Source organism: Rhizobium aethiopicum, assembly GCF_014197535.1.
Classification (GTDB): domain Bacteria; phylum Pseudomonadota; class Alphaproteobacteria; order Rhizobiales; family Rhizobiaceae; genus Rhizobium; species Rhizobium aethiopicum_A.
Genome location: NZ_JACIFV010000001.1, coordinates 152,253 through 174,969 on the forward strand (window position 1 = coordinate 152,253; position 22,717 = coordinate 174,969).

Annotated in this window: 24 protein-coding genes; 8 read left to right on the forward strand and 16 right to left on the reverse strand. The window is 59.2% G+C overall.

Translation table 11 applies throughout. The annotated features are described in order from the left end of the window. Nucleotide 1: 1 nt before the first annotated feature. Nucleotides 2-1,825: a TniQ family protein gene (locus tag GGD53_RS00835; protein WP_281413892.1), complete on the forward strand. Its 1,824-nt coding sequence runs from the start codon at nucleotides 2-4 to the stop codon at nucleotides 1,823-1,825. 122 nt (nucleotides 1,826-1,947) lie between these two features. Here GGD53_RS00835 and GGD53_RS00840 read toward each other — a convergent pair whose 3' ends face one another. Further along, nucleotides 1,948-3,447, reverse strand: coding sequence for a hypothetical protein (locus tag GGD53_RS00840; protein ID WP_184452774.1), 1,500 nt, complete (start codon nucleotides 3,445-3,447; stop codon nucleotides 1,948-1,950). Next, a complete protein-coding gene (locus GGD53_RS00845) occupies nucleotides 3,407-4,474 on the reverse strand; it encodes a hypothetical protein (protein ID WP_184452776.1) in 1,068 nt (355 codons plus the stop codon). The genes GGD53_RS00840 and GGD53_RS00845 overlap by 41 nt, the downstream gene beginning before the upstream one ends. 884 nt (nucleotides 4,475-5,358) lie before the next feature. On the opposite strand from GGD53_RS00845, the gene GGD53_RS00850 reads away from it, so the two are divergent. Beyond that, on the forward strand, nucleotides 5,359-6,015 hold the full coding sequence (locus GGD53_RS00850; protein ID WP_184452778.1) for a hypothetical protein: 657 nt from the start codon (nucleotides 5,359-5,361) through the stop codon (nucleotides 6,013-6,015). A gap of 591 nt (nucleotides 6,016-6,606) precedes the next feature. Beyond that, complete coding sequence (locus GGD53_RS00855; protein WP_184452780.1) at nucleotides 6,607-7,143, forward strand: SixA phosphatase family protein; 537 nt, start codon at nucleotides 6,607-6,609, stop codon at nucleotides 7,141-7,143. Nucleotides 7,144-7,415: 272 nt separating this feature from the next. On the opposite strand, the gene GGD53_RS00860 is transcribed toward GGD53_RS00855, so the two are convergent. Beyond that, nucleotides 7,416-8,684 (reverse strand): patatin-like phospholipase family protein, encoded by a 1,269-nt coding sequence (locus GGD53_RS00860; protein ID WP_184452782.1) that lies wholly within the window; start codon nucleotides 8,682-8,684, stop codon nucleotides 7,416-7,418. A gap of 93 nt (nucleotides 8,685-8,777) precedes the next feature. After that, nucleotides 8,778-10,109: a hypothetical protein gene (locus tag GGD53_RS00865; RefSeq protein ID WP_184453479.1), complete on the reverse strand. Its 1,332-nt coding sequence runs from the start codon at nucleotides 10,107-10,109 to the stop codon at nucleotides 8,778-8,780. Nucleotides 10,110-10,445: 336 nt separating this feature from the next. Between GGD53_RS00865 and GGD53_RS00870 the strand changes: the two genes are divergently transcribed. Further along, nucleotides 10,446-10,916 carry an MEKHLA domain-containing protein gene (locus tag GGD53_RS00870; protein WP_184452783.1) on the forward strand — a complete coding sequence of 157 codons (471 nt, stop codon included), beginning with the start codon at nucleotides 10,446-10,448 and terminating at the stop codon, nucleotides 10,914-10,916. Between the two features lie 3 nt (nucleotides 10,917-10,919). Here the strand turns inward: GGD53_RS00870 and maiA are convergent, their stop codons facing one another. The 4 genes from maiA to hppD are packed head-to-tail and all read right to left on the reverse strand — an operon-like array spanning nucleotide 10,920 to nucleotide 15,137. Beyond that, on the reverse strand, nucleotides 10,920-11,552 hold the full coding sequence (gene maiA / locus GGD53_RS00875; RefSeq protein WP_184452785.1) for a maleylacetoacetate isomerase: 633 nt from the start codon (nucleotides 11,550-11,552) through the stop codon (nucleotides 10,920-10,922). Continuing rightward, nucleotides 11,549-12,577 (reverse strand): fumarylacetoacetate hydrolase family protein, encoded by a 1,029-nt coding sequence (locus GGD53_RS00880; protein ID WP_184452787.1) that lies wholly within the window; start codon nucleotides 12,575-12,577, stop codon nucleotides 11,549-11,551. Before GGD53_RS00880 ends, maiA begins: the two co-directional genes overlap by 4 nt. A gap of 49 nt (nucleotides 12,578-12,626) precedes the next feature. Next, on the reverse strand, nucleotides 12,627-13,988 hold the full coding sequence (gene hmgA / locus GGD53_RS00885; protein ID WP_184452789.1) for a homogentisate 1,2-dioxygenase: 1,362 nt from the start codon (nucleotides 13,986-13,988) through the stop codon (nucleotides 12,627-12,629). 39 nt (nucleotides 13,989-14,027) lie between these two features. Next, nucleotides 14,028-15,137, reverse strand: coding sequence for a 4-hydroxyphenylpyruvate dioxygenase (gene hppD, locus GGD53_RS00890; RefSeq protein WP_184452791.1), 1,110 nt, complete (start codon nucleotides 15,135-15,137; stop codon nucleotides 14,028-14,030). Between the two features lie 131 nt (nucleotides 15,138-15,268). On the opposite strand from hppD, the gene GGD53_RS00895 reads away from it, so the two are divergent. Next, a complete protein-coding gene (locus tag GGD53_RS00895; RefSeq protein ID WP_064801992.1) occupies nucleotides 15,269-15,769 on the forward strand; it encodes an Lrp/AsnC family transcriptional regulator in 501 nt (166 codons plus the stop codon). A 3-nt stretch (nucleotides 15,770-15,772) separates the two neighbouring features. Here GGD53_RS00895 and GGD53_RS00900 read toward each other — a convergent pair whose 3' ends face one another. Next, nucleotides 15,773-16,234 (reverse strand): Lrp/AsnC family transcriptional regulator, encoded by a 462-nt coding sequence (locus tag GGD53_RS00900; RefSeq protein WP_184453481.1) that lies wholly within the window; start codon nucleotides 16,232-16,234, stop codon nucleotides 15,773-15,775. Nucleotides 16,235-16,357: 123 nt separating this feature from the next. On the opposite strand from GGD53_RS00900, the gene GGD53_RS00905 reads away from it, so the two are divergent. Then, entirely contained in the window at nucleotides 16,358-17,149 is a 792-nt protein-coding gene (locus GGD53_RS00905) for a phenylalanine 4-monooxygenase (RefSeq protein ID WP_184452793.1), read from the forward strand. Between the two features lie 45 nt (nucleotides 17,150-17,194). Here the strand turns inward: GGD53_RS00905 and GGD53_RS00910 are convergent, their stop codons facing one another. The 6 genes from GGD53_RS00910 to GGD53_RS00935 all read right to left on the reverse strand — a co-directional run bounded on the left by GGD53_RS00910 (nucleotide 17,195) and on the right by GGD53_RS00935 (nucleotide 20,912). Next, nucleotides 17,195-18,187 (reverse strand): L,D-transpeptidase family protein, encoded by a 993-nt coding sequence (locus GGD53_RS00910; protein WP_184452795.1) that lies wholly within the window; start codon nucleotides 18,185-18,187, stop codon nucleotides 17,195-17,197. Nucleotides 18,188-18,288: 101 nt separating this feature from the next. Beyond that, nucleotides 18,289-19,173: a hypothetical protein gene (locus GGD53_RS00915; RefSeq protein WP_184452797.1), complete on the reverse strand. Its 885-nt coding sequence runs from the start codon at nucleotides 19,171-19,173 to the stop codon at nucleotides 18,289-18,291. A 63-nt stretch (nucleotides 19,174-19,236) separates the two neighbouring features. Further along, nucleotides 19,237-19,551 carry a hypothetical protein gene (locus GGD53_RS00920; RefSeq protein ID WP_184452799.1) on the reverse strand — a complete coding sequence of 105 codons (315 nt, stop codon included), beginning with the start codon at nucleotides 19,549-19,551 and terminating at the stop codon, nucleotides 19,237-19,239. A gap of 114 nt (nucleotides 19,552-19,665) precedes the next feature. Next, nucleotides 19,666-20,247 (reverse strand): BA14K family protein, encoded by a 582-nt coding sequence (locus GGD53_RS00925; RefSeq protein ID WP_184452801.1) that lies wholly within the window; start codon nucleotides 20,245-20,247, stop codon nucleotides 19,666-19,668. After that, complete coding sequence (locus GGD53_RS00930) at nucleotides 20,247-20,408, reverse strand: hypothetical protein (protein WP_184452803.1); 162 nt, start codon at nucleotides 20,406-20,408, stop codon at nucleotides 20,247-20,249. The genes GGD53_RS00925 and GGD53_RS00930 overlap by 1 nt, the downstream gene beginning before the upstream one ends. Nucleotides 20,409-20,513: 105 nt before the next feature. Beyond that, nucleotides 20,514-20,912, reverse strand: coding sequence for a DUF1236 domain-containing protein (locus GGD53_RS00935; protein WP_184452805.1), 399 nt, complete (start codon nucleotides 20,910-20,912; stop codon nucleotides 20,514-20,516). Between the two features lie 192 nt (nucleotides 20,913-21,104). Here GGD53_RS00935 and GGD53_RS00940 point away from each other — a divergent pair, with 192 nt between their 5' ends. Beyond that, on the forward strand, nucleotides 21,105-21,377 hold the full coding sequence (locus GGD53_RS00940) for a hypothetical protein (protein ID WP_184452807.1): 273 nt from the start codon (nucleotides 21,105-21,107) through the stop codon (nucleotides 21,375-21,377). 97 nt (nucleotides 21,378-21,474) lie between these two features. Here GGD53_RS00940 and GGD53_RS00945 read toward each other — a convergent pair whose 3' ends face one another. Beyond that, a complete protein-coding gene (locus GGD53_RS00945; protein WP_184452809.1) occupies nucleotides 21,475-22,326 on the reverse strand; it encodes a methyltransferase domain-containing protein in 852 nt (283 codons plus the stop codon). Between the two features lie 159 nt (nucleotides 22,327-22,485). Between GGD53_RS00945 and GGD53_RS00950 the strand changes: the two genes are divergently transcribed. Continuing rightward, the gene (locus GGD53_RS00950) at nucleotides 22,486-22,662 is read left to right on the forward strand and encodes a hypothetical protein (protein ID WP_176439481.1); all 177 of its coding nucleotides are present in this window, start codon (nucleotides 22,486-22,488) and stop codon (nucleotides 22,660-22,662) included. Nucleotides 22,663-22,717: the final 55 nt, after the last annotated feature.

A 22,717-nucleotide genomic window follows, 5' to 3' on the forward strand; every position in this document is an offset into this window, starting at 1 on the left:
AATGCTACGTGTCCCGCTCTTCGATGACGAAATGCTTACAAGCTACTGCGCCCGCCTGGCTGCGGCCAACCTGACGACGGCGACCGATCTGTCCCTGGACATGGGCGTCACGTTCCAGAACGTCATAGACGGCGCCGAAAGGGCGATAGACGCGCTGGCGGAATATAGCCGTGTTCCGGTTGCTCGGCTGCGGTCAGCAGCGGTCGTCACGTCGGGAAGGATTCTCAATCTGCAGGGAGAGCCACTGACGTGGCAAAACTATTCGCGAACGCGACTGCGGTTCTGCCCAGGTTGCTTTCGGGACGACGACCGTTCGAAAGACCGTATGCCCGGAACGCGTCGCTACATACGGCGGAGCTGGGCGCTACGTTTCCTTCGCACGTGTGCTCGGCATCAGTTGAAGATGGTCGACCTAGGCGCCTCGCCGCTCCACCCACCCCGCAATCAGGATTTCATCGAGAATCTGGAAGAGCTTTACGACCAGGTCGAGGAGGCGATCGTCTCGCCCACCGCACGGCAGCCATCGGATTTCGAAAAATTCCTGCTTCGCCGATTGGACGGAATTCGTTGCGACGGCGAGTTGCTTGATGAGCTTCCCCTCGAACTGGCGGCTCTCGTATGCACGCTGATTGGCGTGGCCGCCCTCCATGGACCGAAAGCCCGTGAAGAAGCGCACGACGACGATCAGCTATGGGAAGCATCCCAGACAGGTTTCGAATATCTTGCTGGTGGGGTCGCCGGAATGCACTCGTTTCAAGATCTAATGCACCGCTCGATCTCTGCGGTCCGCTGCGACATCGGCGGGCAGAAAATCTATGGAAACTTCTATGTAAGGCTCAAGGACCGGAAAGATCCGGCTCTCGATCGGCTGAAATGCGAAATCCATACCTATGCTGTCGAAGTGCTGCCGCTGAGCGGGGATTCCGAGGTGTTCGGAAGACCTGAGGTCACCAGATACGTATCAGAAAAGCAGCTTCGAAAGGAATTCGGACACCGGCCCGGCCATATGCGCAAAATGGCGGTGGCGATGGGATTCCTCAGTTCCTCGGAAATTGACGCAGGTGCGATGCCGCGAGACGTCGCCGTAAGAATTTCGGAGCTTATCTCCGATGCGGTCCTGCCGAGAGAGGCCGCAGAGATGCTTTCGGTGCGCACTGTCAATTTTAATGACCTGCGTCGAGCCGGCATCTTTTCGCCCGTCCTTTCATCTGGAAATGGCGTCGACGCCCACGAGCGCTTTTCCCGAACAGCGATCACCGAGTTCCTCTCGGGGCTCCGCTCTATCGCCGTGTATCCGTCCGACGGGCTGATGCGCCCGATATTGAGGGCGTGCAAGATGACAGCGATCAGGCTCGGCGACATGGTCGCCCTCATCCTCCAGGGGCGGCTCTCCAAAGTCGGATGGGACGCTGATAAGGAAGGGCTTTCGGCGATACTGATCGATCCGCGCGAGGCAAGCGCCGCCCTCGCTCCCGCTGGTCCCAAAAAGCTTACGATCACCAAAATGAAGGAGCGCCTAAAGACTTCCAACGAGACGGCGTATGCACTCGTCAGGGGCGGCTATCTGAATTCGTCAATGGAACGTAGTCATGCGCACAACCATCCGCTTCGATTAATCAGCCAAGAGGACGCGGATGCATTCGAGAAGAAATACGTGTCGTTCCTAACTGCCGAAAAGGACCTTGGAATTAGCCGGTCTACCTTGCGGAAGGCGATCAAGAACGCCGACCTGCAGACCGCCTTTCCATTGGACGAGGTAAGAGTTTCGTTCTACGTCCGAGCCGAACTTGAGGCCGCGATCCGGGTGATCGCGGGCGCGGATTAGGAGTTGGGCTGCGCTGAGTCGACTCTCTTGTTGCGTGATCCAATTAAGTAGCGCTGAGGGCCGTCAGCTCTACGACGGCTAAGTGGCCGAACAAGACGATCGACCCCGACGATCGCCCATCGCTATCGATGAGTTCTGTTCGGCCGGCAGTGCCGGCCGAGTCCAGTTCCCCAGGAAACAGGAAGCGTTGCAACGGCGATTGAAGAACAGATGGCAAGTGAGACACCGCTGTAGACGTTCTCCAGCGCCGAGTTGATCGCGGGTTCAGCTTGCGATGAGCGAGCAGCTACCTGGCCTGAGATCAGCATTGCGCCCATCACGATAAGACTTACCGAAAGAACGAAGGCGAGAATCACGCCCGCGATGGCTGCGAGGTAGTACATCTGTTCGCTGTCTTTGGCAGGGTCCATCACCATCTCTTTATATTCGCCGTTGGATAGAAACCTGTAGAGCTTTTCCCGCCACTGAGACCGCAGACCGCTCTGGATCTGAATAAACCGATGGCCAGAGTACGCCACAAGGCAGACGTAGCCGAACAAGACAATCCCGATCGAGATGATTGCGTAATCGACACCCAATGTCGCATCTTTGAGAGACAACCTGGCAATGACGACGGCGGCACCGCCGAAAAGTGCGCTCGCGACCGCACCGGCGAGCTGGCGAGTGACATCGTTCAGTTTCGACGCCTCGTCGGCGACGTTCTTCCGAAGATCGGACAGCGTCTTCATCGAGTCCGAGCTGATCTTCGAAAGGCCCAACTGGTGTGCAATCTTCGCGCTCTCGAGCACGGCGGCACCACTGTCCTTGTAGAGATCCGCGAGACATTGACCGTTGGCCGGCCATCTGGCGAGCTCGGCGACTGCCAATCCATGCCGCGTCTCCGCTTCTGCGGAGAATTCAAACACCCAGCGCGCCAGATTTGTCAGGTGGCAGAACCCGTCCTCGCCAAGTTCGTTGGCGAAGTCGGCCGGAACCAGATACCGGCACGCCGGCGGTCCGCGGAACATCACCTCGCTGCCATCGATTTCCGAACATAGCGAACGCGCCATGGCGCGTGACGCCTCCCCAGCCCAGACCGAAGCTGGACCTGGACCATCGATCGCCGGCACGTGTGAACCTTCGAGCAGCACGAACCTCGACACGTTTTCAGGCACCAGGCGTTCACCCACTTCCCTGACGAGCCGCCGAGGATTGGTGTCGAGTGCCGGCCGGCTTACCTCAACGACAGCTTCTCCCCATGGAACGAAGGTTGTGGCATAGGTCGCGAATCCTTCATCGAGCGCGCCGAGCTCGACGACTGGGTCGGCTTCCTGATTCCCCAGCCATGTCCGCAGGCCCTCGTTCGTCAGGATGCGCATGGACGACTGACCGTCGGGCTTCTTGCAGGTGAATTTGAACGGAGGCAGTCCGTTTTCGATCTTGCTAACTGGAACAGGTGCCTGCGAGGCATCCTCCACCTCGATCGGCCAATCCAGCGAGCGGAGTCCTTCGAGAACGGCCTTCGCATCCTCCTCGCGGACCCCTCTGACCGTTAAATATGCATGGCTTTCGCTGATGGAAATTCTGTAGCTGTCGTCCCACTCATTTAAGAGCTTTGCGAGATTTTTCGGGGAGAGGCTCATCTTCGATCAACTTCTTCTTGGTGGTCACAACGATCTTAGTCGCGCCGGCTTCCTTGTCGACAGAGCGATCAACGGTGACGCCTTCCTGATCGTGCGGATAGATGACGATGACGTCTTCCGCAGTGCGGAGACGCACCCGTACCGACTTCGTCAGCTTCTCCGGGTCCGGTTTGAAAGTGACCCCGCTCAGGTTCTTCGACTTGAGAGATTTGGACAGCGATAGATCGATGTTCGCGAGCTGGTCCTCAGGGAGTTCCCCCGCCGCCACGATTATCGACTCCCGAACCGCATTGTTGTCAACTTCAGCCCGAGCGGCCAGGTTTCTTCGAACCTCCCGCAAGGCACCCGGCACGTCCTCTTGAGGAAGCGACGCCTTATTGGCCATAAGTGTTTCGCGCAGGACAGCAATGAGGTCATCGCTAAGTTCGGTGTCCGAACGGTTGCGTTTGACCGACAGGAATTTCTTGAAATACCCCGTCAGATCAGGCGCCCGCTCCATCCGGTCGAACGCCGACACCAACTCCTGAGCGGTGCCGTTTTCGACCCGAACCAACGCAGATTTTTGGATCGCCCGTTGTTCGGTGACAAAGGCTTGGACGATCTGCCGAAGTTTCGTCTTCCCGTTCGCGGAATCAAGTTCGACCGCCTCGCGATAGTCGTACTTGATAAGGCTGTAGAATCTCACATCGGGATTGCCGGCCGTTAGTTGAAAGACAAAGAAGGCGCCTGGGCTGGCCGATCCCTTGTGCTCGTCCATGAACAAGCGGGAAATTTCCTGCGCGCCCATTTGGAAGGTGACGCGTTTCATCGCGATATCTTCCAGTCGAGCTCTGACGACGGACCCGAGGGTGAACGCGTGCACGGCGCTGACGGCGACATCGATGATACGAGCCTCGAAGAACCCCACATGGTCGCCTTCGACAGGTAGTTCGTCTTTCGGCTGAAACGCCTTTTGCGGATCAACCACGTGGACGATCATTTTTTCGATCTTTAGTTTTTGTTGCTCTGCATCGGTTAAAAAGCTCATTCTCGCTCCCCAGTTTTTTGCGCTTCGAAGCGGCGCGGCTAAACAATCGCTTTGATGTCAAACGCGAGCGGCGGTTGTCAACTGTAGGTTTATGGCACCAGGGCATCCGTGCTTCGATGCTTTGATGCGGCGGGACGGCCAAGCCGTACCATTTAAATCTGGTCGACTTGGCGGTGGTCTGGGTTACTAGGAGCTGGGATTGGTGACGCTCAGCGATACAGATTATCGCCCTGTACGCTCTGATGGTCGACGTCAATCTGCTGATGCGACTGAGTTCGAAGGATTCCAGGTCGTGGTGGCGAGTTCCCCTTAAAGTATTCGGCCGCGATGCGTAGAGAACGTGTGCAATTGAACTTGAGACACGGAACGCAAATTTTGCGACGAACTTGGTGTCACAGATGGCGCTGATTTTAAACGATAAATGTGGTTAACGTGCGACATAGTTGGTGTCATGGCATATCAGTGTCTTCTGTGAATACAGCGGTAGTTCTGCATAAAACTGACCTATTACAGGCAAAAGGCAGGGGTAAATCCGAAATAGCCGGGCGGTCGTCCGCCCAGCGCAATGAAGCGGCAAGGCACGCTTGCAGACATTCAGTAACCACCATCAGTCAAGGTTTTCCAGGCAATCACTGCCTGGAAAACTAAAATAGGGAACGAATCGGAAACCCTAAAGAGACTGATTAGAAAAGGAGTTGGCGCAGCCGCGCCTCGCGAAATACAAAAGCCGAACCCTTTCGGATTCGGCTTTTGCGATCACGAATAAGCTGACGCCTTTCGTGAGGCGAAGTTACGTTCTCCGCCCTGTAGCAAGGTTATTATATGGAGAGTCGTGTACAAGAGTCGAGTTGGGTTTCGGCAGTTATCAACGAAAAGGATGAGCAATGTCTCAGATTCCTAAGTTCGGATTCTCTGCCTTTCTGAAACTCCTCAACACGAATCCGAAGCCCCAGACACGCCTTGTGCGAGAGCGATACCGTCCTAGCGGCGGTGGTTATGATTACCACAAAAGTCTTAGAACTCGTGTTCAACAGGTTGCTTTCGGGGAACTCACTCCTCAGCAAGCCTTGGATTCGACGGCTCTCATTACAAAACATTCAGAGCGCGAGTCGGCTCGGCGCGGGCTTAAGCGCTTCTTCGAGTGGCAGCAGCAAAATCCAGGAACTCTCGAAACGACTGACGGCCTCCTCTTCACCAGCCCTAAGGGGCTTTACAAGGTGGAGTTCACTGCCAACTTTCTTCTTGAGCTTGATGGTCGACGCACAGCGGTACATCTGTGGAACACACAGCACCCGCTAAGTGGTCAGTTGGTGAGAGCTGCGCTTTGCACGGTCGCTACGCGTTTTCCAGAACACGACAGGCCCGATGACATCGCAGTTCTCTCCCTACAGGACGGTTCCATCTACAAATGGTCGGAATCGGATCGACAAATAGCCCTTCTCGGTGAACGGCTCCTGGAGTTCCTTGACAATCAGTTTGAGGTTGCCCGAACCGAGCTTGGTCTACCCGCTAGTCCGGAAGGTCCATCGCCACAGCCATGATCGCGGACAGCCCCGCCTCTTGTGGGCGGCGGGGCTAATTATCTGCCCGCCATATCTTGGAAATGCTTGGGCAGTCGCTAGCTTGTCACTCCGGCTCGCCCTTTCTATTGCCGCCACCGTTCACCCACGGCCTAACTGGACTGAATAAGAAACCGTCGAAATACACGCTAGAGATTTACGCCACCTAAACCCTCAGGTGCATGTCCGAGACGTCGTGTCTAAAAACAGGCAAACGGCACCAAACAACTTCTTGTTGAAGAAATTTGGGGAATAGAGCAGATTTTTCGCCGCAGTGCTGTCGCCGCGAATAGCCCCCGTGCATCAGCCGGCGATCTGGCGAATCGAATAGGTTGATGCCTTACCTCCTGCGGTTCTCCTAGCAGGTCGGAACTCAGGACGACGTCCGGAGTTTCGTCTGCGAGGTCGAGCTTGATTTCGATTTCGGACAAGACGCGTTCCGCGTTCGATTGAAACCCGCAAACGCCAAATCCGCGGCTGCCAGTGACATCCGCCTAGTTTGCGAGCTGTATCGGAGGCCCTTCATGCTCCGGGAGTCAACACGAAACGGACCGATGTAGGCCTCGCGATAAAATGACGCTGAACCCCACGCTGCTGCAACACCGCCTCATCCTTATGCGCCACGCCAAATCCGCCTGGCCCGACGGTGTGGCCGACCGTGAACGGCCATTGGCGGATCGCGGGCGCAAGGCGGCATCCGTCATCGGCACCTATATGGTGCGCGAAAAACTGATCCCCGATCTCGCCCTCGTCTCGCCGGCCCGCCGGGCGCAGGAAACCTGGAAGCTTGTCCGTCGAGCCCTCTCGAAAAAGGTCTCCGAACGCGAGGCGACGGATATCTACGAGGTGTCGGCCGAGCGCATCCTCGATGTGATCCGGGCCGTCGAGCCTGGCATCCGCACGCTGCTCATCGTCGGCCACAATCCCGGCATGGAAAATGCGGCCTCGCTTATCGTGGCGGACGGCGATGCCGATGCCGTGGGACGCATGCGGGAGAAATTCCCGACGGCGGCACTCGCTGTTATCGACCTCGATCTCGACGGATGGGACGAGATTGCGGCGGGCACCGGTTATCTCGAGCGGTTCATAACCCCACGATCATTGAGATAATAAGGCCGCTTTCCGGTTTGAATTTGGTGGACATGGTGCACGGTCCCGATTCTGCCTGCGCCGGTCCGAACGCGCCGTTCACGGCAGAATGGTCCGAGAGCGCCGACATGGCCGGAGAATCCGTTCTCGTCAAGGAATTGGGATCGGTTCTACAGGTAATCCATTGCGGGCATCTCTTCCCTATATGGTGGATGCTACACGCCGGCAGCTGCTTCCCTCACCCGGTCAGAGTTCCGCCTTCGGCTCTTCTTGGCCGGTACCTCCGGCCATTGTCAAAAGGGCAGAATGTCGAATAGGCGCTTACTCGACCTCGCCGCCCAGGAGGGCTTCACCGTCCCGGCTGCCAACGGCGGGCCGGAGGACGGCGCCGGTGGCGATTGGTAGAACCGGTTGAGCATTGCGTCGCACACATAGTGACCCCAGTTGGTCAGGTGCTCGGTCTCCTCAGCGCCGAGGAAGTGGAGGTAAGTGCCGACCTCCGCGGGGACGACCGAGGACGGCGGCAGTGTGTAAGAGGCGTAGGGCTTGAGCTCGGCGTCCTTGCTGTCGATCGACCAATAGACGCCACGCGTTCTCGCGCGCAGCGCCGCTTTCGCGAGATCGTCGAGGCCAAGCCTATCGGCCTGTTTTGCCGCCCTGAAGCCGCCGATCAGGTCTCGGCGCCGCACAGACCGCACCTGATTGTCGGTGGTGTCGAGAACGCGCTTGAGCTGGGAGAGATAGTTCCAATATCCGCGGGTCGAGGAGCGCCAAGGCGCGCCGGCATCGCTGACGAGCAGGCAGTCGCAGCGTTTCAGCGCCGGCTCGATGCCGTGATTGTCGTAGACGCCGCCGTCGCTCAATATTGCTCGGCCCGGAGCAACTGGATCGCCAACGGTGTCATCGAGTTTTTCCCGTTTCCAGGAAAACTGCGCCAGGTCCAATCGCAGTGGTGACAGCACCGGCGGGAATGCCGCCGAAGCGGCGACCGCGGTCGCGAGCGAAAGTGCCGGATGAAACGACAGGCCGATCCTGTAATCCGCGATATAGCGGTTCGACATCCGGAAGAGCGAACCGGTGCTGAGATTGCTGGCGCAAAATACGAACCAGGGCGCGCTTGGAAGATCTTTCAGGCTTGGCGATTTTCCGTCGAACAGATGCCGTTCATAGAGCTTCGCGGCCTCCGCCGCCGCGCTCGAAAAGGGATTGAACACACCCTTGAGGAAGCTCGGCCCATCCGCGAACAACTGACTGAAAGCCAGAACGCGATCCAGATATTCGGTCCTGAAGTTGACGGCGACGTCGTTCTCGAAGATCAGCCCTGGCCAGATATAGGCGAGCAGGCCGGAGGCGATGGAGCCGCCCGAGACCGACGAGATCATATCGAGCTTCGCTAGAAGACCGGCCTCGTTGAGCCTCGCAAGCGATCCCGCATGGAAAAGCATGGCCCGATAGCCGCCACCCGAAAGGCAGAGGCCGAGTTTATAACGCTCAGCGGGCCTCTCGGGCTCGTCGGATCCCGACAAGACGGCATTCGATGGGGCATGCTCGTCTTCCGACATGCTCGGCCTCACTCAGGAATATGAGTTTTCACCGATCTTTTTCTTCGGGCAAGCTGCCGACCTTTGCGGTCGCTGCCCGCAGACCGGCGATATCTACTCTGCATACCTCCGGGAGTTGGCATCGCATTTGTGCCACTCCCAGTTTATTTCGGCTTCGTCCTTATAGCCATAGCACCAGTCGGCGCGATTGAGCAGCGGACCGAGTTCATCGCGCCGTTTACATGCCCGCAGCGTATCGGGTCCCTTGCGATCGACACTCGTGCGGCAGATGTCGTCCAGTCCTGTCCACTGATGGATCAACCGATCCGGCGCCTTGGCCCCCTTGTCCGTGGCGAGCACCTTTCCGGTCTCGGACTCGATCTGCAGAGAGGCCGTGTTCCACACGTAAGAGAATTCGGCCATCCCGGAGGACGTCTTACCCGTGTCTCTGTTTCCGGCAAACCACTCGACAATTCCCGACATTTCGCACTTTCCGGCACAGCTGGCAGTCACGGAGCCCGGCTTGACGCTGTAGATGCGCTCCGGCCAGCGTTGGGCGAAGGCTGCCTTTTCCTTCAGGACGGCATCTTTGTCGACCGAGTTTCCGAAGAAGGAGACCTCATCGGCATAGACACCCTTCATAAAGGCCAACGCCGAAGCACTGTCTTTCGACCATTCGTCATTGTATCGGTTGACGAAATCAACCGCCTCCGTGGTCAGGTCGCCGGGTTCGGAGGCAGCCATTTCCTCGGAATCGCTCGGGTCTGACGGCATGTCGGCGGGTGTTGCGCTCTCCTGCGGTGCGGCGCCCGGCGGGGGCGGCGCGCTTTCCTGTGCCGAGGGCATATCCTCGGGCGTGTTGATGTTCCAGTCCCGCATTTCCGCGGCGGTGAGATACCGTATATCGGTGCTGTCGATCGACAGGCTGAGCTGCAGCAGATTGGGGCTTACCCCCATCTCGGTGAGATAGCCGATGATCTCGCCGGTCAGTGCTTGAACAGTCGAGATGGCCAATTTGTTGTCGATGGCAACATCGTCGGACAGGGAAACCCGATGCACGCCGATAGAGCCCGGCTCGGCAAATCTTTCAACGCCACCGACGAAGGCGAAGGCGCAAGCCGACGCGCACTCGGCGGCTCTGATCTGTATCGTTTTTGCATTCAGGAGGCGGAGGGCCCGGCCGAACCTGATCGCTGCGACCACGTTTCCGCCGGGCGAGTCAAAGGTGACATAGCTCGGCTGGTACTGCATATATTCGTCGACAAGTGTCATCGCATCGTCGGAACCCTCGAACACGCCTTTTATCGTCAGGGCGCGCTCTCCCGGCGCGGTCTCCAGACGTTGGTAGGAAATGGCCGCATGCCCCTCCCCGGCCATGGCGACGAACGCCAGCAGCATCGATATCAACGAGACGAATTTCCGCATTCTTCCCCAGCCCTCGAGCACCCGTACTTCTCCTGTCGTCATTCGCAGCATAGCTTGCGCAGGTCTGTATAGCCGGATGATGAAAATCACCTGCTCCACCCCAGCCTGATCCGCGACGGCCAAAACCGATAACGGTCCGAAGAACAATAGCTTCGCAGAGAATGTTGACAGCTACCCCAGCAGCTCAGATCAATGCACAAGGGTGATCTTCTGGCAAGCGTCACAATCAGAAGTGATGAGACAAGGTAAATGCCGGCCCTCGCCGAAAAGGCTCGCAGTTCACCAGACATCATAGACGCGTGCAATTGATATCGGCTATGTCGCCTGGACCGACGCATTTGACCAGCGAGGCAGTTCGTGACTTCTTCCTATGACAACCACGCCCTTGACCTGAGGAATGATCCCGATTTCTTCGCCCTTCTTGCCGGCAGCTACCAGCGCATTGTCGGCCGCCGTCTTGTGGAGAATGGGCAAGGGCCGGACTGGCTTTACAGCCAAGCGCCTTTCGTGGTCCTCGCGCATAATACACTGCCCGACCCGCGCTTCATCTACGCAAACCGGACCGCGCAGAACTGCTTCGAATATAGCTGGGACGAATTCATCATGCTGCCGTCACGGCTTTCGGCCGAGCAGCCTGATCGCGCCGAACGCCAGCGGCTGCTGGATGCCGTCACGCGCGATGGGTTTGTCGGCAACGGCCGCGGCCTCAGGGTCGCGAAATCGGGCCGCCGTTTCCTGGTCGAAAATTTCACTGTCTGGCAGCTCATCGATGAAGCGGGCAAGCGGTTGGGCCAGGCGGCGATATTTTCAACGTGGCGGGACGCGTAGTTCCTACGGTTTCACGCGGTCCGGATGCGCTGCCTGGAAGGCGGGGAGTTCGGCGCATCTGGCGTCGATGTCGCTGATGCGTCTGAAAGCAGTCATATCAACTCCCCAGCGGCGCGCATTGTAGACTTGGGGAACAAGGCAGAGATCGGCCATCGACGGCCTGCCGCCAAAGCTGAACGCGCCATCGGATTCGCCGAGCATAATCTCCAGCTTGCGAAGCCCGTCGCCGATAAAATGTTTCATCCACTCCTCGCGAGCCTCGGCCTTATCGGTCAGCGTCAGAAGATGCGAGACGACATGCAGGTTGCAGATCGGGTGGATGTCCATGGCAACTGCATATGCGAGAGCGCGCACTCTGTGGCGATCGAAGCTATCTGATGGCAGCAATCCGCATTCCGGCCGAGACTCGGCCAGATATTCGATGATGGCCAGCGACTGTGTCAGCGTCCTCCCATCGATTACCAGTGTCGGCACGAGCCCCTGCGGATTGAGCGCGAGATAGTCCGGCATTCTGTGCGCACCGTCGAGCAAGTTGATCGGCACGGTCTGGTAGTCGAGGCCCAGAAGATTGAGCGCGATCCGCACGCGATAACTCGCCGATGACCGCCAGTAGTCGTAGAGAATGATCTCGTTCATCCCCCGGCAGCTCCCTCGTATCGTCCGACCGTCTGCTCAATCGCTCCGAAGATCGAATGGCCAGCATGATCCTTCATCTCGATGCGGAGCTGATCGCCGAACCTCATGAAGGGCGTCTTTGGCGCGCCGCTCTCGATGGTCTCGATCATTCTCAGCTCGGCAATGCAGGAGTAGCCGTCTCCTCCCGCGTCCACCGGCCTGCCGGGGCCGCCGTCGAGTTTGTTGGAGACCGTGCCGGAGCCGATGATCGTTCCGGCCACGAGGTGACGGGTTTTGGCCGCGTGGGCGATCAGCTGGCCGAAATCGAAGGTCATGTCGATGCCGGCATTCGCCCTGCCGAACGGCTTGCCATTCAAGCTTACAAGCAGCGGCAGATGCAGCTTGCCGCCATCCCACGCCTCTGCAAGTTCGTCGGGTGTCACCGCGACCGGCGAGAATGCCGAAGCCGGTTTGGATTGGAAGAAACCGAATCCCTTGGCGAGCTCGTCCGGGATCAGGCCGCGCAGCGACACGTCGTTGACGAGCATCACCAGGCGGATCGCGCCGCGGGCAGCCTCGGGGCTGGCTCCCATGGCTACGTCGCCGGTGATAACGGCAACCTCTCCCTCCATGTCGATCCCATAGGCCTCGTCCGCCATCAGGATCGGATCGCGCGGCGCGAGAAAACTGTCAGAGCCGCCTTGATACATCAACGGATCGGTCCAGAAGCTTGCCGGCATCTCGGCGCCGCGCGCCTTGCGCACCAGCTCCACATGGTTGACGTAGGCCGAGCCGTCGGCCCATTGATAGGCGCGCGGCAAAGGCGATGCGGCGTCGTGTTCGTGAAAGCGGATGGTCGGCTGAGCCCACCCGGTCTCGATGCCTTCGGCAATCAGACGAAGTCGCGGAGCGACATGCTCCCAGTCGTCGAGCGCCGCCTGCAGGGTGCGGGCGATGTGGCCGACCTCCGAACAACGGGTCAGATCGCGGGACACGACGACGAGGCGGCCGTCCCTGGTGGAGTCCTTCAAGGTCGCAAGTTTCATGTCTCAATTCCACTGCCGGAGGAAGCTTCGCCGATCTTGACCGATCCTGTCACTTGACGCCCGGAGTTCCGTCGAACTTGCGTTCGAGGCCATCCCAGCATTCGAGGTAATCGTCCTGCAGCGTTTCGAGCTCGGCCGCATATTTCGTCAGCTGCTGCGGATAACGGGTCTCGAACATGAAGGCCATGGTGTGGTCGAGTTTCACCGGCTTGAGTTCGCTGTTGGATGCTTTTTCGAAGGCGAGCGCATCCGGCCCGTGGGGCAGCATCATGTTGTGCAGGCTGATCCCGCCCGGCACGAAACCCTCCTCCTTGGCGTCATACTGGCCATGGATCAGGCCCATGAACTCGCTCATGATGTTGCGGTGGTACCAGGGCGGTCGGAAGGTGTGTTCGGCGACCAGCCAGCGCGGCGGAAAGATCACGAAATCGACATTCGCCGTTCCGGCATCTTCGGTGGGCGCCGTCAGCACCGAGAAGATCGATGGATCGGGATGATCGAAGCTGATCGCGCCCACGGGCGAAAACGTTCGCAAGTCATATTTGTAAGGCGCGTAATTGCCGTGCCAGGCAACCACATCAAGCGGCGAGTGGCCGATCTCGGTGACATAGAATTTGCCGCACCATTTCACATGGACACGGCAGGGTGCTTCCTTGTCCTCGAAGGCGGCGACAGGGGTCTTGAAATCGCGGGGGTTGGCAAGGCAATTGGCGCCGATCGGCCCACGGTCCGGCAATGTGAATTTCGCGCCGTAATTCTCGCAGATATAGCCGCGCCACACCGTCTGCTCACCGCTCTTCAGAATCTTGAACATCATGCCGCGGGGGATGAGGCAGATTTCCAGTGGCTCGACATCCATGATGCCCATTTCGGTAAACACCCTGATGGCGCCGAGCTGCGGCACGATCAGCAATTCGCCGTCGGCGTTGAAGAAGTAATCGTCGACCATGTCTTCATTGAAGACATAGGCATGCGCCGACATGCCGACCTGGGTCGCGGCATCGCCTGCCGTCGTCATCGTCCGCACCCCTTGCAGAAAGCTCAGCCTCTCCTCAGGCGCGGGGATGGGATCCCAACGGAGCTGGCCGAGCGGCAGCGAATGCTCGTCGAGACAAGGCGCGGTTTTCCAGAGCGGATAGGAGGCGTTCGAGAAGCGGCGCGTGTGACGCACGCTCGGGCGAATGCGGTACAGCCAGGATCTCTCATTCGTGCCGCGCGGTGCGGTAAAGGGCGAGCCGGAAAGCTGCTCGGCATAAAGGCCGTAATTGCATTTCTGCGGACTGTTTTGGCCCTGCGGCAAGGCGCCAGGCAGCGACTCCGTCTCGAAGTCGTTGCCGAAGCCCGGCATATATTTCAGTCTGTTTGCCGTCGCCGCTTCCGCATCGGCGGCCTGGATCGTTGTCTGGTCCATGCTCAACTCCTCCCCGAAAACCCTACTACGCCGTAGAGTTTACTCCGCTGCCGTGCCGATGACACCACGCTTGATCTGATCTGCCTCGATCGACTCGAACAGCGCACGGAAGTTGCCTTCGCCGAAGCCCTCGTCGCCCTTGCGCTGAATGAATTCGAAGAAGATCGGACCGATCACCGTTTTGGAGAAGATCTGCAGCAGGATTTTCGTCATACCGCCGTTCACCACACCTTCGCCGTCGATCAGGATGCCGTGCTTCTTCATGCGGTCGACCGGCTCGCTGTGGCCGTTCACCCGTTCATAGGACATGTCGTAATAGGTCTCGGGAGGCCCCGGCATGAAGCGCAACCCGTTATCGGCAAGCCGGTCGGTCGCTTCGTAAATATCCTCCGTGCCAACGGCGATGTGCTGGATGCCCTCGCCCCGGTACTTCTTCAGATATTCCTCGATCTGGCTGGTGTCGTCCTTCGATTCATTCAGCGGTATGCGGATCTTGCCGCAGGGCGAGGTGATGGCGCGGCTGACCAGACCGGTGATGCGGCCGTCAATATCGAAGAAGTGAATCTGCTTGAAATTGAACAGATTGCGGTAGAAATCCCACCACTTGTCCATGTTGCCGCGGAAGACGTTGTGGGTGAGATGGTCGAGATAATAAAAGCCGATCCCGGGCGGCTTTGGATTGGGCTCGCCAAGCCAATCGAACTCGGCCTCGTAAGCCGATCCCTTTGCCCCATAGGTCTCGACGAAATAGAGCAGCGAACCGCCGATGCCGACAATCGCCGGAACGTCGAGCACCTTGTCATTTCCTTCATAGGGAACGGCGCCTTTCGACACGGCGTGATCGAAGGCGTGCCTGGCATCGACCACGCGCCAAGCCATCGAAGGGGCGCAGGGGCCATGTTTTGCGACAAAACCAGCGGCATGGCTGCCGGGCTCGGCATTCACGACATAATTGATGTCGCCCTGGCGCCAGACGGTGATGTCTTTCGACTTGTGCCTGGCGACCGCGACATAGCCCATGCGTGTGAAGAGCTCCCTGAGTTTCTCAGGCTCGGGGTGAGCGAACTCGACGAATTCGAAGCCGTCGGTACCGGCCGGATTGTCGGCGGTGATTTCCGACGGAGGCGCATCATGCGGGAACGGACCCATTTTCTTTTCCTCCAGAGGAGACTGCATTTTCTATGCAAACTATGGCTCAAAACACGTGCAAAGTTCTTGCGTTCTTGCTGCGAAAGGAACAATTTATGCACGACCTGTGAGCATTATGGAGATTTTGCGCAATGGATGAGCCTCTCGACAAACTGGACCTGCGCCTCCTTCTGGAACTTCAAAAGGATGGCAGGCTCACGAACAATGAGCTTGGTGAGCGGATCGCGCTTTCACCGTCGCAATGCTCACGCCGGCGCACCAGACTGGAAGCCGAGGGATATATTCGCAGCTACCGTGCCCACCTCGATCGGGAGAAGCTGGGGCTTGATATGCTGGTGGTCATTTCCGTCACGCTTGCGACCCACAACCGAGATAATGCCCGCCGATTTTCGCAACTGATCAACGGTCTGCCCGAGGTTCTCGAAGCCTATGCGCTGACCGGCGAGATGGATTATCACCTGAAGGTGGCGACCCGTGGGCTCGCCGATCTGTCGAAGTTCGTCAACGATGTTCTGCTGCCGCACGAATCCGTGCAGCACGTGAAAACCTCAATCGTGCTCGACACGCTGAAGACGTTCGAAGGCTATCCGGTGATGATGCCGGGCAGCCGGCATGGCGACAGCGCGCGATAACGGTCAGAGCGGCAGTTCGGTGGAGAATTTCAGCTCGCGCAGCACGAAGCTCGATACGACGGTGCGCACATGCGGATTGCGCATCAGATAGCGGGTCATGAAGGCTTCGTAGCTTTCGACGTCCCTCGCCCTTATCTTCAGCATGTAGTCGAAGGCGCCCGACAAGGCGTAGCACTCCATGATCTCCGGCCGCTCCAGCACCACTGAAGCGAAAGAAGCCACCGCCTCCTCATGGTGATCCTCCAGCGTGACGTGGGCAATCACGCAGAGCTTGAGATCGAGTTTGCCGGGATCGAGCAGCGTCACGCGCTTGCGGATGACGCCATCGGCCTCGAGTTCCTGGATCTTCCGCCAGGCCGAGCTCTGCGACATGCCGGCTCTTTCCGCCAGCTCCGCCAGGGACAGAGTGCCGTCGGCCTGAATCAGCTGCAGAAGCTTGCGGCGGAAATTCCCAGTTTCTTTCATTTCAGCCATCACATTCGAAAATATCTCCCACCACTATGACGATAGCCGGCATGAAAGAAAAGAAAATCCGTCAAACCCGGAGCATAATGGCAGAAATATCGCCATTCCCGGGAGGATCAGCCGATGACCAAGGAAAGCAGCTACACCGCCAAACTGCCCGGCCCGGACGGCCTCTATGACTATACATCCGAAGAAGATGCGATCTGGGGCGAACTCTACCGGCGTCAGATGAAGCTCTTGGCCGACAAGGCTTGCCAGGAATATCTGGACGGCGTCAAACTGCTGGGGCTCAAGCCGGAAAAAGTGCCTCAGCTCCTCGATGTGAACAGACGCCTGAATGAGACCACCGGTTTCGGCGTCGAAGGCGTGCCGGCCCTCATTCCGCCTTCGCGCTTCTATGAACTTCTGTCGCAGGGCAAGTTCCCACTGGCGACCTTCCTGCGCCGCCGCGAGCATATCGATTATATCGAGGAACCGGATCTGTTCCACGAGGTGTTCGGCCATTGCCCGCTGCTGACCAACCAGAGCTATGCTAATTTCGTCCGGCATTTCGGTGAAACCGCCATGAGCCTCGGCAAGGGCTATTCATGGCATCTGTTCCGAATTTTCTGGTTCACCGTCGAATTCGGCCTGATCAACACACCGCAAGGCCGCCGCTGCTTCGGCGCCGGCATCGTCTCCTCGCCGAGCGAAGCAAAGGCGGCAACGGAAGGCACGGCGTGCGAGTTCCGGCCGTTCGATTTGATGAGCGTGCTCCGGACACCCTACCGCATCGATATCCTTCAGCCGATCTACTATGTCATCGACAGCTTTGCCGATCTCGAGGCGATCGTGGAGCAGGATATCGGCGGCGCGATCCTAAAGGCGAAATCGTTGGGGGATTTCGCCCCGGCTTTCGAAGCCAAGGCTTCGTAATCCTGACGTCGCGGTAGCGTGTGGCTACTCGTCAGATCCGGTGTTTCACTTCGGATCGGCGGGACTGCGATTGACGAATTCGACCAGGACGCCCGGCTTGACCATGCCGGCCAGCTCTTCGGCGTCCCAATTCGTCAGCCGTACGCAGCCATGCGAGCCGACCTTATCGATGAGCTTCGGCTCCGGCGTCCCGTGTATGCCATAGGTCGGCTCGGTCAGGTCGATCCAGACGCTGCCGACCGGACCGTTCGGCCCCTTCGGGATCGTCAGGACCTTGTCGTTCTTTCCCTGCTTGAAGTTGCGCTTCGGATCATATCGGTAGACCGGCATTCTCGATACGCCCTTGACCTTGTGCTTTCCTGAAGGCGCCGGATTGTCCTCGCTGCCGATCGTCGCGGGATAGACGGCAAGCAGCGAGCCATCCTCGCCATAGGCCAGCACCTGCCCTGTCTTCTTGTCCGCCTCGATGCTCTTGACCTTGCCTTCCCTAGGAGGGCCGGGATTGACGACCCACACCTTGTCGCCGGGCGCGAACTGCGAACCCGGGTTGAGCGCATTCAAGAGATCGAGATCCATGTGAAAGCGCTCGGACAGCTTCTCCGCAACGCTGGTATAGCCGAGGCTCTGCATCTTTGCCTTCTCGCCGTAATCCTCAGGGATTCTGTCAACGAGCCCCGTGGCGTCCTCCGGCGAGACGACATAGCTCTCGACGATGGGCGAATTGTCCTCCAAGCGGGAGGCGACATCCGGATCCGGCCTGCCGTCGACCGGAAGCTTGTTCATCGCCTCGAAGCCGGCCACCGCCTTGTCGACGTTCTCGCCGGAGAGGCCGTCGATCACGCCGGGAGACGAGCCGGCACGGTCGAGCAGGACTTGAAGGCGGACGACCGCCGGGTCCGGATCGGCGGGCGACAGCTTTCCTTTCCCGATGTCGGCAAGGGAAGCGGCGTTGATCGTTTCGGGGAGAAGCTCTCGCGCCGGGGCGCCGCCAACGGAGAGGGCCAGAGCGAGCAGCGACATCGGCAGGGCTGTTTTCATGGACAACAAATGGCCAATGTGGGAATTTGTTCCCACCACCGGTCGGGCATCGTCGACGCAGCATCTGCTACAAGTCCGCGAGACCGGTAGCAGGCTCGCGGTCACGGCGTCTTCGCTTGTTTCCTGGCCTCGCGTGATCTTGCGGCGCGGCGGGCGGGCCTCAGTTCTTCGATCGTCGGCTGCCACCATTCGGCATCCCGACGGGGAGGCGTTTTCGCAGGCCATGTGCGGACAAGTTCGTCGAATGTCGGCACCCGCCAATACCCCCAGAGATAATCCTCGGTGACCCCGGGATAAAAATCCGCAACGAGAGCCGGATCGACCAGTTCGCCGGTGATTTCTGTGAAGACGACGATCCCATACGAGGTGGCCACCGGACGCCCTGTCGGCGGCAGATCTTCGGCCGGAAGCGGGTAACGGCGGCGCTTGCGTTCTGCTGCGCGAAGCCTGCTGCGCATCTCCCGTTCGGTTCCCTTCCGCTCGTCGGCACGCCGTCGCCTCTCCTCCGGTTCGTTTCTGCGAGCCGCCGTTTCGATCTCAGGCCATCTGCGTCTCAGTTCCTCATAGGATCGAAAGGGCACGTGCCATATTCGAAGATCGCCATCCCATCGCGAGAACGGCACCTCGCGAAGCTCGTCGACGACAGTTTTTGAATAGGGCGTGCGGATTCGAAAACTGGCCTTGCCGAGTTCCAGATATGGACTGTCGATGGGATCAAAGGCGAAGGCATCGCGCCCCTTCGCATCCGCATGCGCGTCGGCTTCCGCCTCCAGCTCGGCAAGCCATCGGCCGATGCGACGGGACGCGGTTCGGCCGGGAACGAACCAGGCCTTTCGCACATCGTTCCAGCGGGCACGCGGGAAGCGGTTTCGGAACTGCTCGACGGTCATCCTGTCGTAAGGGAAGGAAACCTCTGCGCCTGGCTTCGGCTCATCGTCACGGGGCGACGTCTCGTCCTGGGCAGCGGGCGATTTTGTTTCGGTCATAGGAGGAGAACGCTTCCGCGCCGGGATCGGTTTCCGGCGCGGCCGTACGTCGCCTTATCGACGCTAGTGAACCGTTTTCGACGGCTTCTGCGGGTGCGAAATGTTATGCAGCGTTGCCATGAGCTTTTCGAACTCGTTCAAGACACGGTTGAACTCAGCGTCCGGCATCGTGACGATTTCCGATACTGTCGAAGAAACCGACGTGATCAGTTTGTCGATCCAAACGCAGCGATCTGCCGACACATTTCCGAGAACTTCGCGACGGAGTATCTTCAACTCGCGAAGAATGCGAACGATAAGGGCACCTCGCTCCGCCCTGCTCAAGAACGGAAGCTTTGTCTGCGCCTGGTGGATTTCTGCTATCAGCGTCGTCGCCATCCCCGCTCTCCGCCCCTCAAATACAACCGGATATCACAACCGATGCGATTACAACACGGACTTTAGTCTGGCTAGCCAGCACGGTACCATTTTGTACGCGCTGCCCGGCCATGGTTAATTGCTCGTCGCGACCAGATCCGACATGTCGCAATTGCGGCGCGGACCATCCCATGGCTGATAGGTGTTGTCTTCCGGTCGGTACGATCTGTAGCGGGCGGCGCATCGGGCCGCCGCCTGGGCATTGACTTTCATGCCGCCGTCCTCAGGGCTTGCGGCGATATTTTGCTGGAACGGCGAAGAGCATTCGCGGATCTCGCCCCTATAGGATCGGTAGCTGTTGGTCGCAGGATCGAAGGAACGGTAGCGCTTGGCGCACCAGGCAAGGTGCTCGGCGGCGAATTTTGGCTGCGGTGCCTGCAGTTCTGTCGACGGACGAGCGGGTTGCGAAGCCATCCTTGGCGCGACGGTCGCCGCAGCCTCGGTGACATAGCTGGAATAGACAGGCGGAATTCGCTCATAATGCTGCCGACGTGGATCGACCTTCACAGGACTCGTCGTCCATAGATCGGGGGCGGCAAGGTCCGTGAGCGCGGGCGGTCCCGAATCCGCCACCACATGCGAGGCAACGGAGGCCGCTGCCATGCAGGCGCCAATCGAGCTGGCGATGCCGAAGGCGACGCTTGCAATGCCATTCATCAGCCCGCCTCCTGCTGTTGTGCCTGCGGAACCCAGACGCGCGCCGCGGCGCTGCTGTGACCGCCGGTGGCGACCAGCACGGCGAGAATGCCGGCGATCGCCAAGAGGATGGCGATCAGCGGCACGGCGAGACCAGCGGATTTCTCTTCGGGATAAATCATGTTCCCTCTCCTCGACTCGGCGGCCGCACGAAGACGCTGCCGTCCATCGTGCGGCCGATCTGAAGATGATTTGGAAGACGCGGCAGAGCCACGTGAACGATCAGGTTACTTGATCACCTGGATCACCTTGCGGGACGACGGCTCGACAATGACACGCTCGTCATTGATCACCGCGTAGGCATATTTCGGATCGTCCGGAACGGGGGTCACGACGACCGTTTCCGGCAGGGGCTGGCCGACGACCACCTTTTCCTTTACGACCACGCGTGCCGAGGGTGCCGGCGCCTCGCGGACATAGGTGACGACCTTTTGCGGCGGCGGATCGATCGCCGTGCCGACGACTGCGCCGGCAACGCCGCCGATGGCAGCACCGGCCGGACCACCAACGATAGCTCCGGTGATTGCGCCACCTGCCGCACCATTGACGGTCGAGGACTGGGCGAATGCGACACCTGACATCAGGGTCATGGCAGTTGCCGCGCCTGCAATTAGCTTAAAGAGCATCTTTTCCTCCTTGCTTTTCAATGCGGCCTGCTTGCCGCTGCCAAACCAACTTGCTGGCAACGAGGTCGTTCCACGCCCCGGACCTCGGTCCGAGGCATCCCGGCCCTTGGTCTGGATTTCATTATTCGTCAGCCGCGCTATTCTCGAGCCGAACGCCATCGCATCGCGGGCCTGGGCAGGAGACCGAGGGAGATGACACGATCCAACCGGCGGGAAGCTGGACGCAGGCGCCTAGCCATGCGTCTGCCGCAAATGCGAACGCTGATCATGCAGGCGCGCGACTCGTGGCAACTCGAGCTTTTCGAGGCCTATCAAATGGCAGTCGAGGCGCGTGATCGGCTTCGAAGACGACGGTTCAATTTAAAGCTGGTGCGGGAATATGACGAAACCTGTGTCGAGATCGAACAGCACGTCATCGGCGCGATGCATGCCCCTCCCTACTCAGACTACTGCCTCATCCCCTAATCGGCGACCGTAGGTTTAATCCAGGCGCCAGGGCAATGATTGTCCGCACGAGCCCCCCGGCACCGGCAATCGACGCGCGAGAGGATGCCGGAAGAGGTTAAGCTGCCTGGCCGGAGATGACCAGGGCGCTCATGCTGCCGCAAGGACGGACGCCATAGCGGGACGCGACCCGCTCGGCCACCTCATCAACGATCTCCGCCATGCGCTCCGGCGCCCGCGATTCGATTTCGCCGCTGAGCGGCGTGCCCCGGCAGAAAGCGGTCGCGACATCCTGTGCTGTGGCCGCGATAGAGGTCAGTTCGAGCCGTTCGCAGGAAACCGCCTCGAATCCCGCCGATGATACTTCAGCCTTGATCGGGCTGGAGTCGAAGTAAGAATATGGCAAGCGCCTGAGGAAATCCGGAGGATCCGACGGGAAGAGGTCTGTCAGACATTCGTCCACACATCTTGCGAAGTCGTTGGCAGCAAGCGAATCCCACGTCGAAAACAGGAAATGGCCTCCACTCCGCAACACTCTTTTCGCCTCGCCGTAGGCCTTCGGCCTATCCGGAAAGAACATGACGCCGAACTGGCAAACGACGAGATCGAACATCAAAGGGGCGAACGGCAGATCTTGCGCATCCGCGTGCATCCAATGCGTTCGCGACATCGTCACAGATGGTGCGCCGACGTCGATCATCGCCTGGCTGAGATCGGTGGCAACGATCTCGGCGGCCGGATCGAGCTTCGCCCGCAGAGCACGTGTCAAGGCGCCGGTTCCCGCCGCGACTTCGAGCACGCTGACCGGCTTCGACCGTTCGGCGACGATTGCCATTTCCAACGCATAGGGCTCAAAGAGAATCGGCACGAGAAGGGCTTGGTAAAGATCGGCGACGCCTGCCCCGAACGGAGGGGGAGACGCGACCAATGCGGCATCTGCACCGTCATCGATGTTCGCAGAAACTGTCACCACACGTCTCCCAACACAGCTCTATCGAGGTTGAAATATGGCTGAATCTGCTGTTGTCCACGGGGATGGACCTTGGTCCCAGGCCTCTTCGACCGAAGTCCCCGAAGCGGAACGGTCGCCTGACCGCGTCGTTTGAACGACATGGAAGGAGATCCGCTTATGCCCCAAAGGAACAGATCCCATGTCAACGACGCCTGGAACGCCTCCGTCATTGCCCTCGTCATCGTTCTGGCCGGTCTCCTCTATGTCTTTGGCGCAGCCATGTCAGGCGATAGCATTCATTTGACCGAGAGCATCAGAGGCGCTGAGGTCTTCGATACCAGGAATCTACCCTGATACAGTCTGGAAAAACGCTAAAGACGCTGTAGGTTAGTCGGCAAAGTCTCATGGT